At 60.0% G+C, this 15231-nt stretch carries 13 protein-coding genes; 11 read left to right on the forward strand and 2 right to left on the reverse strand.

Features of this window, described 5'->3' with window-relative positions; genetic code table 11:
- Positions 1-120 precede the first annotated feature (120 nt).
- The 5 genes from O0J73_RS01785 to O0J73_RS01805 all read left to right on the forward strand — a co-directional run bounded on the left by O0J73_RS01785 (position 121) and on the right by O0J73_RS01805 (position 7698).
- A complete protein-coding gene (locus O0J73_RS01785) occupies positions 121-972 on the forward strand; it encodes a DUF4123 domain-containing protein (RefSeq protein WP_308307868.1) in 852 nt (283 codons plus the stop codon).
- Positions 965-3706, forward strand: a complete 2742-nt coding sequence (locus tag O0J73_RS01790; RefSeq protein ID WP_308307869.1) for a T6SS effector BTH_I2691 family protein — start codon at positions 965-967, stop codon at positions 3704-3706. Before O0J73_RS01785 ends, O0J73_RS01790 begins: the two co-directional genes overlap by 8 nt.
- Positions 3707-3709: 3 nt before the next feature.
- Positions 3710-4759, forward strand: a complete 1050-nt coding sequence (locus tag O0J73_RS01795; protein ID WP_308307870.1) for a DUF6708 domain-containing protein — start codon at positions 3710-3712, stop codon at positions 4757-4759.
- A gap of 354 nt (positions 4760-5113) precedes the next feature.
- Positions 5114-6247 carry a hypothetical protein gene (locus O0J73_RS01800; protein WP_308307871.1) on the forward strand — a complete coding sequence of 378 codons (1134 nt, stop codon included), beginning with the start codon at positions 5114-5116 and terminating at the stop codon, positions 6245-6247.
- Positions 6248-6897: 650 nt separating this feature from the next.
- Complete coding sequence (locus O0J73_RS01805) at positions 6898-7698, forward strand: DUF6708 domain-containing protein (RefSeq protein WP_308307872.1); 801 nt, start codon at positions 6898-6900, stop codon at positions 7696-7698.
- Between the two features lie 7 nt (positions 7699-7705).
- On the opposite strand, the gene O0J73_RS01810 is transcribed toward O0J73_RS01805, so the two are convergent.
- Entirely contained in the window at positions 7706-7897 is a 192-nt protein-coding gene (locus O0J73_RS01810) for a hypothetical protein (RefSeq protein ID WP_308307873.1), read from the reverse strand.
- 320 nt (positions 7898-8217) lie between these two features.
- Between O0J73_RS01810 and O0J73_RS01815 the strand changes: the two genes are divergently transcribed.
- From O0J73_RS01815 to O0J73_RS01825, 3 genes are all read left to right on the forward strand, one after another.
- Positions 8218-9168: a DUF6708 domain-containing protein gene (locus tag O0J73_RS01815; RefSeq protein ID WP_308307874.1), complete on the forward strand. Its 951-nt coding sequence runs from the start codon at positions 8218-8220 to the stop codon at positions 9166-9168.
- A gap of 8 nt (positions 9169-9176) precedes the next feature.
- Positions 9177-10223, forward strand: a complete 1047-nt coding sequence (locus O0J73_RS01820; protein WP_308307875.1) for a DUF6708 domain-containing protein — start codon at positions 9177-9179, stop codon at positions 10221-10223.
- 131 nt (positions 10224-10354) lie between these two features.
- On the forward strand, positions 10355-11263 hold the full coding sequence (locus O0J73_RS01825; protein WP_308307876.1) for a hypothetical protein: 909 nt from the start codon (positions 10355-10357) through the stop codon (positions 11261-11263).
- A gap of 285 nt (positions 11264-11548) precedes the next feature.
- On the opposite strand, the gene O0J73_RS01830 is transcribed toward O0J73_RS01825, so the two are convergent.
- On the reverse strand, positions 11549-12310 hold the full coding sequence (locus tag O0J73_RS01830) for a hypothetical protein (RefSeq protein WP_308307877.1): 762 nt from the start codon (positions 12308-12310) through the stop codon (positions 11549-11551).
- A 197-nt stretch (positions 12311-12507) separates the two neighbouring features.
- On the opposite strand from O0J73_RS01830, the gene O0J73_RS01835 reads away from it, so the two are divergent.
- The 3 genes from O0J73_RS01835 (at position 12508) to O0J73_RS01845 (ending at position 15231) form a co-directional block, all read left to right on the forward strand.
- On the forward strand, positions 12508-13389 hold the full coding sequence (locus O0J73_RS01835) for a M15 family metallopeptidase (RefSeq protein ID WP_239510805.1): 882 nt from the start codon (positions 12508-12510) through the stop codon (positions 13387-13389).
- 102 nt (positions 13390-13491) lie between these two features.
- A complete protein-coding gene (locus tag O0J73_RS01840; protein WP_006451293.1) occupies positions 13492-13752 on the forward strand; it encodes a PAAR domain-containing protein in 261 nt (86 codons plus the stop codon).
- Between the two features lie 42 nt (positions 13753-13794).
- On the forward strand, positions 13795-15231 hold the full coding sequence (locus tag O0J73_RS01845) for a hypothetical protein (protein WP_006451291.1): 1437 nt from the start codon (positions 13795-13797) through the stop codon (positions 15229-15231).

The following is a 15231-nucleotide window of genomic DNA, read 5'->3' on the forward strand; positions in this document are numbered from 1 at the left end:
GGGCCGGCGAGTGTGGGGGGGGAGGCGAAGATGCCGGAGGGCTCACACAAGGCCTGCGAATTCCGAGTGCGAGCAGCCGAAAAATCGGGCGCTGGCTTGGTTCCACTGGGAGCCTGACACATGCAACTCGATCATCGGCTATTCGAAGCCCATCAGTACGCATTGATCAATCCGCTCCAGATCGATAAGCGAATTGCCCTGTTGTGGCCATGCGAACCTATCGTGCCCAAGGAGCTCCTCGGGCAGGAGCATCTCCTTCCCTACCTGCTCAAACCAGGAGAAATCACGCCCGATGCGCGACTGGCGGCACTTGATGAAACAGTGCAATACGCGCGCGACCATGGCCGATCACCTTTTTCGGCTCTGTTGAAGTGCGATGCCGGAAGCGATCAAGTGCGAAATCATCTGGCCCGTATGATGGTGAGAAAATTTGAAGGTGAGCAGATGCTGTTCAGATACTACGATCCTCGTGTCTGGAATGCGCTGAAGTGGATACTTTCGCCATCGCAACTGGATGCGCTGCTCGGGCCTGTCAAGTCCTGGACCGCACTCGCGGGCCAGGGCGGGCGATGGCAATCGTATGAAAGCAAGGGCCACAACAAGGATGGGCTGCAACCTACCTCCGATCAGCTGCACGCGATCTCCTCATTGGCATCTGTCAACAGGGTGATCGAAAGGTTGCGCCAAGAGGGCGAGGGAACCGACGACACCGCGCTTTCGAAGCGTGTCTTTGATGAGATTGAGAGGGCTCGTGAGCACGGTCTGACGGATCCTGACGACAAAGAAGCCTATGCGTTCGCCTCAGTACATCAATCACCCGAAATTCACAGTACACATAGGTATCAAGAGGCTCTTCGGATTGCCCGACTAGAGCCTGGCGCGTTCCGTAGCGCCATCAGTGACCCCTCCGACGAAGAGGCGGATGAACCTTCATTGGAGCAGGAAGAACAAGGAGCCAGGCAGCATGGATAAGAAGCCGACACAGTCGTGTGACCCCGCGAAGAAGTGTGATGTCTGCGATCAGGTCGGCTTGCCGATTCTTCCGATCAGGTACGCCATTTGCCGTTCCGACGTGAAGGAAATGTGGCAAGGGCCCAGGCTGGGCGGAGGCTTTGGAAAGGATGTGGCCAGTGTTGCCCTTCCGGGAAGTGAGGCGCACTACACGCTACGCCTTGCTCGCCAAGGCTACCTCTATGTATTCAATGAGATCCGTGGCGAATGGAAGGGATATCAGATCACCAGCGACTCCTACCTTCTGGAGTTTGATCCGCATGCCCCCCCTCCGCCCCAGGAAGAATTTCAACCCACATGCGCACGAATGGCGGATTCGCAGGTGGCTCGCTTCGTCACCATTCCAGATCCCAAGCGCGCAGGGAAAGTTTGGTTTGGCTTCTCAGAGGCTCCGTGGACGAAGGAGATCATTGAGCGGAACCGCAGGTCAAGTGAGCGCAAGATGCATATGCGCTGTATTGATGTTCAAGCGTGGCTCAAGGGCAAGTCGCTGGATCACGTAGGAAGTGCGACTGACGCCCCACTCATGGTCAGCGAGTTCAAGTTTGGCAAGAGGGTGAAATCCGAGCCTGAGGTGAAGATCCCTCTGCTTCCCTCGAATCCGGCGCCAGCTGCGGAACCTGGAAAGCCCCAGATCGTGGACGGTGCAGTTGAGAAGCTCCTCGATGTCGTTGAGGTGTATGCGAATCCTGGCTTTTCGTTCTCCTTCGCGCCTTTTTCAAGGTGCAAGCAGGATGTGCCCGGAATGGAGGCATGGCTTCAGAAGAGCTCCCCGGCCGTTCGTCCGATGATGGTGGCGCTGAATGATCCCGCGGGCATAACGCAGGAGCTTTCCGCACTTGTTCGGCAGAAGACCCGTGACTTCGAAGAGGAAGATGATCGCGGATGGAAGCATGCAACGTCGGTGGCAATCCGGGGCATCCGGCAGGCAATTGAGGATCAGGCTGCCGCGGAAAAGCTGAGTTCCGTACGTGCAAGCGCATACACCGGACGTGCCGCTATTGAGCTGTACGCGGCGGGAATCACCAAGATGCGCGAGGAACTAACGCCTGAGGAGGACAAGAAGGCAAGAGACTCAGCATGGGATCGTTACCGTGATGACTATAGTCAGCAAGCGGTTGATCAGTTCGACACGAACCTCGCGCCAGAAATGGAGCGCTACACGTCTTCGCACTTGACGCCGATCGCCCAGAGCTTCGTTCGCTGGTATAAGAATGACGACTTCAGGACGTGGCTGGCATGCAATCACATTGACGAGCTGTCATACAGTTCAATGAGACTGACGGAGATTGTCGACAGTTCGCTTGAAGGGGTCGAGGGATTCGAGTGCGTACAGGCTGCGGTGCTGGAGGACCTCGCCGGACGTTTTCAGGACATCAAGAACTGCACCGTTCGGGCCCTGACTCTTAATGACAAAATTGCGGCGGAGGTCATCGAGAAGCAGTCAAAGACATTCTTGAGCAATGCAGACAATCCCGGAGCCTGGTCCAATCTCTTCAAGGCGTATGGTCATGTTCTCGATAGGGGAGCTAACAAGCCCCGCGAACTACAGCAGGGGTTGGGGCTGGTTGCAGGTCTGGTGTTTAAAACATCTGGAATGTTTGTGACAGCCCTGACCAAGGCGGGATCGACGGTCGCAAAGGCTGGCATCAGCGTCGCCATTTCTACCGCGACGAGGAACAATCTGGTTGGCCTGCTTGGAGTCCTTTCGGGGAAGCGAATCCAGAGAGTCGGCATACGTGCCTCCGAGCGCGAGATGGCGCACTTTCTGGTGGAGGCACTGAGCGAGGGGCAAGCTGGAGTCAACAAGCGGGAGCTGAGGGCACGTGTGGATCAGCACCTTCGACAGGAGCTCAGCGAGCGCAGTGGCGCAAGAGTCGCGACAGGAGATCGCAATGCGCGGGGCAGGAAGGTCTTTGAGTGGGCCGTGTTCTGGGACAAGGAAGCGATGGCAGCTGTTCGGAATGGGCAGCCGGGCGCTATGACAAACATGCTGATGAGCGAGGAGCAGGTGAGGGCACTGGTGAGAAATCGCGCCGCGCAGTATACCGCCCCACATGTCAGCTTGGACGTGCGATTAGGCGTAGTTGGGCTGGTCCTGGACGCTTGGAACGTTGCAGATTCCTACGGGAAGTTGGATGAGGAAAAGGAAGGGCCGGCCGGACGTCGCCATCTGAGTCTGGGAGCCGCGCTTGCAGGATTTGCTGGAACCAGCGTTGAATTGACCGGATTAGCTCTGGGGAAGTCGATGTGGGGGCGAACAGCGCTATCCTCCGAGATTCGATTTGGTGCGTTGCAAGTGTCCACGCGGGCGGGAATGGTAGGGTTCTTTGGAAAGCTGCTAGGGGCTGTGGGGGGGCTGCTGGGTGCAGTGATTGATGGATGGAAAGCCTATGATGCGTACAAACGAAATGACGTTCCGATGGTTGCGTTCTATACCGTAACTGCGATATCCGGGGCTGTCGTGGCTATATTGATGCTGGCTGGCGTGATGACGGCTGGTGTAGGATTTATTGTGCTTCTGGTTCTAGGGCTTATCAGCATGCTTGGCGAGTGGCTTATTAATTTGATTCGAGATGACAAGATCGAGCGTTGGCTTGATATGACGCCGTTCGGCGTTCATAACCATGGCTCATTTGATTCGGTCGATACACAAGATGAGGCGTACAATGCAATGCTTCCCGCTGGAGCTTGACGGATGAGTCAGTTCGCAGGTTGGCTTGCGCAGCGATATCGCAACAATCGTCCATTGACGGAGTACGAGATCGCCGCAGACGTTCGTAGATTCGATTCGTCAATAATGATGCCGCTGGACCAAGGTATCATTTACCTTGATGATGAGTGTATTGAGTACGTGGATCGCCATTTCCTGTATCGCGGCTGGGCTGCAATGTGGGGCGGGGTAATTCTCGGTCTTGTACTCGCATTCGTTCTGGCGATTGTGTATGCAACCTTGGAAATGCATGCCGAAGGGAAGTCCGTAAGTCAGGAGATGACGATCACGGTCGGTGTGCTCGGTGTACTGATGCTCGGTTTCGTCATCTTTACTTATTGGATGCTTCTCGGCAGAGATATCTTCAGATATCAGTACTACCCGGTCCGATTCGATCGCCGTGAGATGAAGGTCCACATCTTTACTGGCGGGAGGGAAGGTATCGTTTCAGCGCCATGGTCAGATGTCCGCTTCGTCATCGGGAGGGACAAGTCCGCGGGGCCTGATGATGCGGCAACGTATGACCTTCGAGGCCTGGTCATGGATGGAGACAATGTCGTTAACACCTTTGCAGTCGGCTCGGATAACGGCAGCAACCCCGGCATCACTCTCGCACATTGGGAGATGATCAGGCGCTTTATGGAGGAAGGGCGCTCCGCGCTTCCGTTCCCGCCGTTGCAACTCTACACCTCAGTGGTGCCGAGCTTCCGCAACGCCTTCATCATTCATGTCTCTTCTGCGGGCGCAGGGCTGATGTGGATTGCACTGCCGCTGACGTTGCCCTGGGCGCTGTTCCGCTTCCTGGCGATGAAGCTGTGCAGGAAGCCGGTCTGGCCCGCCTCTGTGCTCGGACGTGGAGCATCTGCGACTTCCGGAATGCCCCCGCTCCGCGCACCTGCTGTCTATGGGCGCGTGAATCGAGAAGGGGGGCGGGCGGATGAGATGGAGCGCTTCTGGAAAGAGTCGATTGCGGCCGCGAAGGCCCGCAATGACGAGGTGCGGAGGCAACTCCAGCAGGCGTCAATCAGCGCTTGATGAGATGCATGCCACGGCAAAGCCGTGGCATGGTCGGGGTAGGAACCCGCACGGCAACCCAAATGTATACGGTCTGGATGTGCGGATTCTCTGCAGGTCGGATTTCCTAGCCGCAGGAGAGCGTCTCGTGCGTCGATCCTCATGTTGCCCAGGGTGTAGCGTCTGGATAATGTGTCCCACTGGTGCATCCACTTCGACGTATGTCGACGTGATCGACCGCTGTTTCCGCCTGCGCGGTCTGACAGCTAGTATGCCGCGAAAGGAAGTTGGCACGTTGCAGGGACCTGCAGTTGCGAATGCGAGCCGCTGATCGCGATGGTGGGCGTCGCGGCTTTAGGCACAGGGAGCGCGAAGATGACGCTCTCGCCACGTCTGCGCTGTCGAGTGATGTCCTCATTGAGCCGCATTTTCAAGGAAGCTGGTCTGGAAGTTGCCCATCTGGTTGATGACCGAATGAATATCGAAGTAATGGATATGGAGAGGCCAGTGCTCGGCCGCGGCGGAAAGATGTACCCACTGCTCCTCCGTCGTGCCGAAAATGGTGGTCCTGACTTTGTTCTTGACATCAATGAGGAGGTTCTGGTCGCCGCACCTGATGTCAACGCAATTTCTGCAGGAAAGGGTGTCGCCGTGATCCTGCTGTTTGCGATTGCTTTGGTCATCGGTGTCCTGATAGGGTTTCTGCCGAAATTTCTAGAGCATGCATCCGAGCTCAAGTTTCCATTGGTTCTGATCTTTCTCACTGTCATCCTCGGCGTAGCGGTGAGCGTCAACGTATTTAGGGCCGTGCGCAGTGGTAATCGATTGGAGCCTGTAGTTTTCAATAGGACTGATCAGACGGTCACTCGCTACAGTCAAGAAGGTGCTGCTTCGTACAGGTGGCAGTCACTGAGGCCATTCATTCGCATCATTCAGATCGTGCACACTGCGGGTGGCTCGGTTACGTATCAATTGATCCTGGCGGAGGTGGACGATGAGACCGGCGTGGTCCGCTCGGAATTCGTTGCTGGTAAAGGCGATCTGATTGGCGCTGGCGCAAATCGCTATGGTTTCTATCAGCGTTTCATGGAGGGTCCCCTTTCGGGCCTGCCTGCGTTTCAGTTGGCTGCGCTTCGCATGGATTGGTTCAAGCGCATGGCGGTAAGCATCTGGATGTTGGAGGCGACCCGCAAGCGGCTGCTGGGTGAACGATCTTGGACGCTACTTACTACGCTCTTGAGCGTGTCTTGGATCGCTCTGTTGGCGCCGTTTCAAGTGCCCGAGCTGATCGGCGCCTGGATCTCCAGGGGGCCATACGGTTTGAAGGAGTGTGGCCCTTGGCCCGGGCGCTTTGAAGCGTTGAAGAACGACTCGATCCTGAAATCGAAGGCCGAACACTATGGGGAGGTGACGCCCATGGCAAAGAGAATAATCATCATCTCGCTGGTGTTTGGAGCGTTGGTATGGGTGCCACTCTTCTTGCTTCTGTGCGTTGCGGTGCGCGGTTGAGGCATTGATTTATTATTCGCGCCCTCACTCAAAAGAGTGCCTGACCGGCGAAATCTTTACCGGCTGATGGCCCTGCTATTTTGGGGGTGGGTCAGGTCACTCAAGTGAGTTGCCCTGCAGACTACCCATCTGATCGTTGATGCCTTTCTGCGTATGGAAGATCGTGCGTACAGGGAGGGGGCATCAAGGGCTTTCACTCAAGCAGAATGGCGTGAAGCGCCTGATGGTCGGAAGCGGAAGCTATTCTCAGGCTGGCTGGTTCCCCGCGGGGCGGGGCGATATGCGAGTGTGGCAGCATCTGTGGACCAACCAGAGTGAAGAGCTATTGCGCGTGCTTCAATCTACGGCTCAACAGTGGCAATCAGTGGTAGCTACGCGGTCGGCACCGTGGCTGGCAGCGGTGTGTCCAAGGTGGGTGCCGATGCGCCTATGGTGGCACGCGCGGGCGCAGGTATCATCCAGGCAAAGGAAGTTGCTAGAACACGGCTGAAGATCGCCCGGCGATGAGGATTGACGTGTATACAGGTTGGCTGACGAAATTCAGGACAAACAGGCCGATTGATGCGATTGAGCGACTGGAGAGGCTGCCGCGGGAGCGAGATGAACGTTGCTCCGAGCGGCACTGTGTAATCAGTCTTAATTCCACTTACATGGATGTAATCGATCGCCGCTATCGTCTGAGAGGCATGGTTGGTACAACGGTTGCAACGTTGGTATGTAGTGCGATGGCGCTGTTTGGTCTTTGGATGCTTTCTTTCTGGGTGCCAAACGCTCGGCCGGATGGCGTCTATGATTGGCGGGTCGCCGCTGTGTTTCTTTTGATCTTTGTTGGTCAGTGGCCCCTGGTTTGTTGGCTCACCTTTGGGCAAGATTTTTTTTCCTGCAAGTACTATCCAGTCAGGTTTAATAGACGAACGCGGATGGTGCATGCCTTCGTTGGAGGTGGTGACGGAGGCGTAGTCAGCGTCCCCTGGGAAGAGGCGTACTTTCACTTGGGTCACGGGGATCGTGAGAAGTACTTGCGTGATATTCGGGTGCACGTAATGGACGGTGATGTGGTGCGCCGCACTTTCGCCGTTGGTCACTACTTTGATGATGAGAAGAAGGTGAGGGAGATATGGGAGTTCATCCGGCGTTATATGGATGAGGGGCCGGAGCATTTGATTGACCCAGTGGCACCGCGGCGATTGAACCTCTCCGTGGCAGATTCCTGGAAGAATTGCTATTTGACCGTGGTTATAAGTCTTGGTGAGTCCCTGCTTCAGTTGAGATGGCTGCTTATGCCTTTCCTCATTCCTCTGGTAGCGTGCCGCTGGCTTGTACTAAAAAGTAGCAAAGCGCCCACCTGGCCAGCGTATGTCAGGAAGGAATCAATGATTGACGCAGATGACCCGAACATTTGGCGAGAGCCTGACTATGTCGGCCAGTTCCATGAAGGTGAACGCTTCTGAACGAAATTCAGCGTCGATTTTCGACGTGCGCACCCCACGATCGGCCAGTAGCCTCTGTGAAGGCATCAAAATCCTCAATCGACACTTTGTGGGCCATGATCGAGAAGCTGTCCAGCGTGATCCTCCGGAGGACGTCATCATTCATTGCACCGCAGTAGGGCAGCTTGTCTTCGTTGTGCACGGGGACAAAGTCGTCCATGAGGAACGAACCACGGGTCCGCCACGATCTTCTGCTGCGTAGTTGCACCGGCGCCGCGCTTCGCCGCGGATGAGAGTGCTTCCCCTCTGGCGGATGCGGATGCAGTGAACGGTAGGATGGCCAACAGAGCTGCGGTCTGGAGCGAGAGCGTGAACATGAGAGATTTCATTGACCCAGTCCCGCACGCTGGCGCGCCTGCCCAGCCAGCTCATCCAGACCGGGCACGGTGCGCACTTGTGCAGCCCTCGCGATGACGCCACGAAGCCACCCAGTAACTCAATCCCGTGTCATGCTCACCGGGGGCGCTGAAAGGAGAATCGATGTTCACCGGATGGATGCGTGAGTTTCCCCTGGGGCGTGGGCTTTCTCCACATGAGGACGCCTCGCGTTTCGATACCCATGCCCCCCAATCCGTGACGCCTGCCGAACACGCCTGCCTGGTCCGCTTCAATTCGACCTGCATCGAGCTGATCGATCGCCGCTTCCGTCTGCGGGGAATGGTGTCGACCACGGTAGTCCTGCTTGGCGCGCTGGGGCTGTTCCTGCTCGGCTTCTTCCTGCTCTTCACTCTGGTCATCCCCAACCTGGAGGGGGACATATGGGACTGGGTGATGTACGGCATGGTGGGCGCGTGCGTGGTCGGTGCCCCCGCACTGTTCTGGCATATCACCCTCCGATACGAGTTCTTCACCTACGTCTGGTACCCGACGAGATTCAACCGGCGCAACCGGAAGGTCTACTTCTTCATGGGCGGGAAGGAGGGCGCGGTATCCGTCCCATGGGATGAGGCCGTCTTCTACATCGGGCGAGGAACCAGCGAGGAGTTCCTGCGTGACCTGCGGTGCAGTGTCGTTGAGGATCATGTCGTCAAGCGGACCTTCGCTGTCGGTCACTACTTCGATGACGAGTTGAAAATACGTGGCATCTGGGAGTTTGTCCGCCGCTACATGGAAGAAGGGCCTGCCGAGGTGGTCGACACCATCGACGGCAGGCAGATGAACCTTTCGGTCAAGCCTTCTCTGCGCAACTGCTATCTGTTCGTGGTCGCCAGCCTTGGACCCGCCATGCTGAGTGCCCGGTTCATGCTTATGCCACTGCTGCTGCCCTTGGTGCTCTGCCGGTGGCTGGTTCTGAAGTCCTGCCGTGTGCCAGTGTGGCCGCAATGGGTGCAGGATGAGTGCGAGATCGACGCGAATGACCCTCTGAGGCTGGCCGAGCCTGAGGTCATGGCGCAGTCGGAGTGGGATCGTCGTTCAACTCGATCAGGATAATGCCGCAGATGAGTCAGTTCGCCGGCTGGCTTGCCCAGCGCTATCGCAACAACCGCCCCCTCTCCCAATATGAAGAAGGTGCCGATGTGCGCCAGTTCGACTCTTCGGCGTTTACGCCGATCAACAAGGGCGTCATCGGATTGGATGCTGACTCCATGGAGTATGTGGATCGGCATTTCTTATACCGCGGATGGGCTCTGATGGGTGGCAGCGTCTTTGTGGTGCTGGGTGCAATCTTCATCATTGCGATGCTGCACGCGGCTATCTCCACCGAGAACAAAGCTCAGTCACTTGATGCCATCTATGCTGCCGTCGGCGTTAGCACCCTGGCTCTCGCGTTTGTCGGATTTGTCTTCTGGATGCTGATACTGCGGGACATCTTCCGCTACCAGTACTACCCCATCCGCTTTGACCGAACAACGCACCAGGTGCATGTCTTCACAGGCGGACGCAACAAGGTGATTTCAGCGGCCTGGTCGGATGTCCGCTTCATCATTGGCAGGGACAAGCCCGCTGGGCCCGGTGAGGACTACACCTACGATCTCAGGGGCCTGGTGATGCGCGGCGATCAGGTCGTGCACACCTTTGCGGTAGGCTCGGATTGCGGTTCGAACCCTGCCGTCGTGCTCGCGCACTGGGAAATGATCCGGCGCTTCATGGAGCAGGGGCGTTCCGCGCTTCCGTTCCCGCCGTTGCAGCTCTACACCTCAGTGGTGCCGAGCTTCCGCAATGCGTTCATCATTCATGTCTCTTCTGCGGGCGCAGGGCTGATGTGGATTGCACTGCCGCTCACCTTGCCCTGGGCGCTGTTCCGCTTCCTTGCGATGAAGCTGTGCCGCAAGCCGGTCTGGCCGGCGGCCGTGACCCGACGCGGAACATCCGAGCCTTCCGGTACGCCGCCGCTGCGTGCGCCGGCCGTATACGGGCGAGTGGATCATGCGGGCGGCCGGGCGGATCAGATGGAGCGATTCTGGAAGGAATCGATCGCTGCTGCGAAGGCCCGCAACGATGAAGTGCGGCAGCAGTTGAAGGAACGTGCGGCTGAGGGGAGGTGACGAAGGTGTCCGGATTCAAGGTACTTCCAGAACAGAACGGGTCTTGGGGGCATTTCCTGCAGGAGGTGGGTCTGCCGGGACGCGCATCCACGGGCCCGGGTCGCGCGGTTCAATGGATTGGCGAGAGCTGCTTGGCGTTCGCAGCCTGGAAGCGACCCTCGAATCGCGGCTTTCTGTTCGTGCTGTCACTGGTGGCCCTGCTACCGCTGTTTAGCATGGCGATGGATGTCGCGCTGAAGATCAGAAGCTGGACGCACGGCTGGCCGCATTTGTTGCTGCTGGTCGCGCTGTTTGTTGCCGGCATGATCGGCTGCCTGGCATCGGTGTTTCATCTGTATCGCAAGCCTGCTGAGCCGCCGATGGTACTCAGCCGCCGGCTTAGAAAGTTCTTTTACTGGGTGGACAAAAAAAGTGGCTGGGTAAGTCTGGATTACGATGCTGCGGTACCCATCAGTAGGTGGGACCTCGTCCGTGGCAAGTATGTCTCCGCGCCAGTCCAGGTGCTCGCTGTTGTTGAGTTGACGCCAGGCAGTCGCCAGATCGACAAATTCCTGCCCCTGTCGGAGCCGGAGCTCAACGACGCAGGTCCCGAAGAGCTTTGGGAATTCCTTCGGCACTATATGAACGGGGACTTGCGAACGCTTCCTCCGGTTGCCTTCGCTCTGTCGCCGGCTGGGGTGCAGGCGGATCTGGCACGAATGGAGCGGCTCGTCGGTCCCTGGATTGATCGTGACCATCGTGTCAAAGGGCTATCTGCCTGGTTGCCTATCCTGTTCCTGGGCAGCCTCATCTTCTGGTTCGAACTGGCGGGATTCTGGCTGCTGCGTCGTGCCCCTCGTGTTGCTTGGCCCGATGCGCTGGCCGAGGAGTTGGACTCCCTGGCGACGAAGGCATTGCTCAGCCCGAGCGCGCACCCACAACAGCGGACAGGTGGCGCGCTATGGGCTCGCTGGTTGCTGCCGGCACTGCTTAATGCAGTGATCGTGCTCGCGCCGATGGTTCTGCTGACGCTTCTGCCATGGACCACCGGCAGCTCATGAAGCCCAGCAGGTGGAAACCTGATCGTGCTCTCGCCCAGCTAATGTGTCGTGACGTAGTACACGGCAAAAAGAGCGGCGCCATGGAGCCCAGTAGCGGGCTGATGGCGAACCAGCGCTTGGCCTTCGACTGCCAGGCTGAAAAGCGTGCGAGGTAGTGGTACATCGAGTGCGAGGCCAGGTAGAACACGCCAAGCACCAGCGCAATGTAGACAAGTCTGATCGGTTCGATCTTCACGGGCATCCGTTCCCGCAGAGTCGAGCATGGCTCGACTCTACAAAAACGCGTCACATCGCCGGGCAGGCCGGATCTTTCCCGCTCACCGCCGCGCAGATGCGGCGGCGGCAGTCCACGCCCTTCAGCGAGGTCGGGCTGGGGCAGGCGCGCAGCTGAGCCTGGATGTTCGACTCGGTCGATGCGGACTTCTTGCTGGCCACGCGCTCGAAGGCGGCGCGCTCGTCTTCAGTGCGTTTCCGTTGGTCGGCCTCGATCTGTGCGATCAGGTCGTCCATGCTTTGCGGTTGGGCATTGGCCTTCGTTTTGGCCTTGGCCTTGTCCTCTTCCTTGATGATGCCGAGCAGGGTGCCGAGCAGGTTTTCATCGCCGTTGCTCTTTGCGTCGCTCTGCGTTGCAGCACGCGAAGTGCGTGCCGCAGGCGCAGGACTGCGTGCGGCCGCCCCGCTCGCTGCAGTCGCCGCCGATGGGGCCGCAGCGACCGAAGCGGCATCAGCGGATGCAGGCGCTGTGTCTGCGGCAGGTGCAGGCAGGGCCGGCTCACCGGCGGTGGCCGGCGCATCGACGATCATGGCAGCGCCGTCACGCGGGGCGCCCGCCGGAATGTCCGGGTGCCCGGTGGCATGGGCCGGATCCGGTGTGAGCGAATACTCGCTCGGTTCCGGATAATCGCTGCTGCCGGAGAAGCCCCAGACGGCCAGCCCGGCAAGGGCGACGACAACGGCGCCGATGCCCAGCCATAGCCCCAGGCGTCGATTGCCACCGGCCGACGCGCGCGCAGCACGAGGGGACGCGGTTGCCTGCCGGCCCTCCATGTCTGCCAGAATACGGCCCGAATTCGGGGCCTGGCCCTTCGCCTGCGCTCCCCCTGAGAGCAGACTTGGCCGATTGATTCCGCCATTATTCAAGTGCATCCAGCCCTTGGTTTGACTCGGCATCTGCCGAAGCGAATTTCCGCATTCTTAGTGAAAGGCGGTGGGGCGTCAACCAGATTACGAGTCAAGGAGGACCGGTGTTGCCAATCGTGGTTGCTGCCATTGCCGTTGTCGCACTTGTGGCGGCGGTGTGCTGGGTGTTGCTGTTTCCCGAGACCGTGGAATCGCTGCGCCAGGCACTGTCGCGCCGCTTGGGCGGATTCCGTCGCAAGGCGGGTCGGGTGGGCGACAAAGTCGGTCATGGGGTTACCCGGGTGCGCAGTGGGGTTCGTGAAGAAGCCGGCGCTGCACACAGTGCCCTTCGGCGGCATTGGCCGATTATGGCGATTGCGGCAGCGGCGCTGCTGATTCCTCCAACTGTGATATTGATCACACGTCAGACGGTGGTGCTCGAAGATTTTCGCGGCGATGATCTGGCGGAGTCGAGTTCGATGGTCGCCCAGCTGCTGCGGGGGGAGCGCCTGACCCCGCCGCCGCCGCCGCCGCCGGAAGTCTTCACCACCGCCGAGGTGCGCCGCCTGCGGCCTGAAATCGTGACGGCAGACCGCAAGTGGGATCAGATCGATGCCGATCTGCAGCAGCGCGTGCTGGCCATCTATGAGGTGATGCGCCGCCAGTACGGTTACGAGATGGTGCTGATCGAGGGTTACCGCAGTCCGCAGCGGCAGGCCGAGTTGATGGCCGGAGGCAAGGCGACACGTGCCGGCGCCTGGCAGAGCTGCCATCAATATGGGCTGGGCGTGGACAGCGCACCGATCCGGGATGGCAAGCTGCAGTGGGACATGAACGACGAGTGGACCAAGCGTGGTTACTTCCTGTACGGCGAGCTGGCTGAACAGGCAGGCCTGGACTGGGGTGGAAACTGGCGCAGCATCAAGGATTATGTTCACGTGGAAATGACAGCGCGTTGCCGCGCGGCCCGTGCGGCCAAGCGTGAAGAACTGTCACGCCAAGGGTGATAACCGCATGGCGGTGCTGGTATGGTTACCGCGATGATCTGGGTCGCCGGGGAACAGGGGGCGATGGAGCGCCAGGTCACACAGGATCAAGGAGCATGATGGATGGCACGACCGTTTATCGTCGTCGGTGACAAGCTCAGCCACGGAGGCAGCGTGGTGGCAGGCACCGGCCAGACCGATATCAATGGCAAGGCGGTGGCCCGGGTGGGCGACCGTGCAGTCTGCGCCGTGCATGGCGCAACCTCGATCGTCAGTGGTGACGCAACCGTCGTGATCGATGGTCAGCCGGTGGCGCGCGATGGCGACCGCACGGCGTGCGGAGCGACGCTGATGGCGTCACAGGCCACCACTGGCCTGCGCTGAACGACGCGGTCGACGGGAGCAGCGCATGGAGCACGGCAACTGATGGCGGGATGGCTGGGCAAGGCAGCGTCGGTGGTGATGGTCTTCATCGCCACCTGGGGCGCGACGATTCTTTACTGGCGCAACAGCGGCACGGTACCGACCGGCATGCAGATGCTGGCCTATCTGGGGCTGCTGCCGGTGGGGCTGAGTGGTGCCGGCTTCATGCTGCGCAACGCCGCGCGGCGCGGCGCCGATGTGGCGTTGCAGAAAGCCGGTGAGGATCGTTCCGGCCCGGCCCCGGCCGAACGCGAGAGTGTCGCTGGCGCCCCGTCGGGCGTGCCTGCCGTTGCGTTGCTGGCCGGCCACCTGCGCCTGGGCATGGACCTCGATGCGCAGGCCCTGCTGGCGGCTGCGGCGGCGCCACCGCGCCCGGTGCTCGACGGGCGTTTCCGCGACAACTACAACCTGCCGGTGCGGATGAGCGCAGCACCGGATCTGGACGAATTCGAAGTCCTGCAGGTGCGCCAGGACGGTATCGATACCGCTGCGCACGAACGGCGTGCACTGGCGCTGCTGCGGCCGGTGCTGGAACGCCTGCTGGAGGCCGTCTTCACGGCCCTGCCGGAGATCGAAGCCTCCGAAGAGGTGGTGGTGGCCGGCCTGCGCCGCCGCGATGAGCAGCGCGTTGAGAATATCCTCACCCTTGAATTGCTGGTGCCGGGCAGCTGGTCCGATGGTTTGCGCCCGTGGGTACAGGAGTGGCTGCAGCAACAGGCGCGTAATGCCGGCCTCGATGCGCGCCGCTTCGACGTGCGCATTGCCGTGCTGGATGGCGCGCGCGAGGTGTGGCCGCATGTGCAACGGGTCATCGATGCGCTGGCGTCGTCGCCGACGCCACGCTGGCACCTGCTGTTGGCGGCCGCGTCCAGCATCGATGCCGGCATCGTCTCGGCCTGGCAGTCGGCCGGGGTGCTGGCGACGGCGCAGCGCACCGATGGCCACGTACCCGGTGAAGGCGCAGCGGGCGTGTTGCTGGCCAGCCAGGCTGCTGCACGTGAAGGCGACGCCCGGCTGTGGCGACCCCAGCTGGTCAGTGCCGAGCAGGTCGAGGGGCAGCGCCCGGCAGAACAGCGTCGGCAGCTGGCGGCGCTCGCCACCCAGTGGCATGCATCACTGGCGACCGATGGCGCCCAGGCCCAGTTCGTACTGCACGACGCTGACCACCGGGGCGACCTGATGGTGGATGCCGCTGCCATCGCTGCCACCCTGGCACCCGATCTCGATTTCAGTCCGCAGAGCCTGGCGCTGGCCATCAGCGCCGGCGAACTGGGCCCGGCGCTGCCGCTGGCCCAGCTGGCGCTGGCCCACGCGCAGCTTCAGCGCCAGAGCGAACCTGTGCTGCTGCTCGGTGTCGCCGACAACCAGCAGCGCCTGTTCGGGCTGGTCGATCCTCTTCCTTCCCCGACGCTGACGGCCGAGGCGCCGTCCGCTCCCTGA

The organism is Stenotrophomonas sp. Sm6012 (genome assembly GCF_030985895.1).
GTDB classification, from domain to species: Bacteria; Pseudomonadota; Gammaproteobacteria; order Xanthomonadales; family Xanthomonadaceae; genus Stenotrophomonas; species Stenotrophomonas forensis.

Bases quoted from the DNA above. Each gene is read 5' to 3' on its own strand.
- O0J73_RS01830 (WP_308307877.1), bottom strand. From the start codon at position 12,310: ATGGAGGGCCGGCAGGCAACCGCGTCCCCTCGTGCTGCGCGCGCGTCG.
- O0J73_RS01805 (WP_308307872.1), top strand. From the start codon at position 6,898: ATGGATGTAATCGATCGCCGCTATCGTCTGAGAGGCATGGTTGGTACA.
- O0J73_RS01810 (WP_308307873.1), bottom strand. From the start codon at position 7,897: ATGGACGACTTTGTCCCCGTGCACAACGAAGACAAGCTGCCCTACTGC.
- O0J73_RS01845 (WP_006451291.1), top strand. From the start codon at position 13,795: ATGGCGGGATGGCTGGGCAAGGCAGCGTCGGTGGTGATGGTCTTCATC.
- O0J73_RS01795 (WP_308307870.1), top strand. From the start codon at position 3,710: ATGAGTCAGTTCGCAGGTTGGCTTGCGCAGCGATATCGCAACAATCGT.
- O0J73_RS01800 (WP_308307871.1), top strand. From the start codon at position 5,114: ATGACGCTCTCGCCACGTCTGCGCTGTCGAGTGATGTCCTCATTGAGC.
- O0J73_RS01820 (WP_308307875.1), top strand. From the start codon at position 9,177: ATGAGTCAGTTCGCCGGCTGGCTTGCCCAGCGCTATCGCAACAACCGC.
- O0J73_RS01815 (WP_308307874.1), top strand. From the start codon at position 8,218: ATGTTCACCGGATGGATGCGTGAGTTTCCCCTGGGGCGTGGGCTTTCT.
- O0J73_RS01785 (WP_308307868.1), top strand. From the start codon at position 121: ATGCAACTCGATCATCGGCTATTCGAAGCCCATCAGTACGCATTGATC.
- O0J73_RS01790 (WP_308307869.1), top strand. From the start codon at position 965: ATGGATAAGAAGCCGACACAGTCGTGTGACCCCGCGAAGAAGTGTGAT.
- O0J73_RS01840 (WP_006451293.1), top strand. From the start codon at position 13,492: ATGGCACGACCGTTTATCGTCGTCGGTGACAAGCTCAGCCACGGAGGC.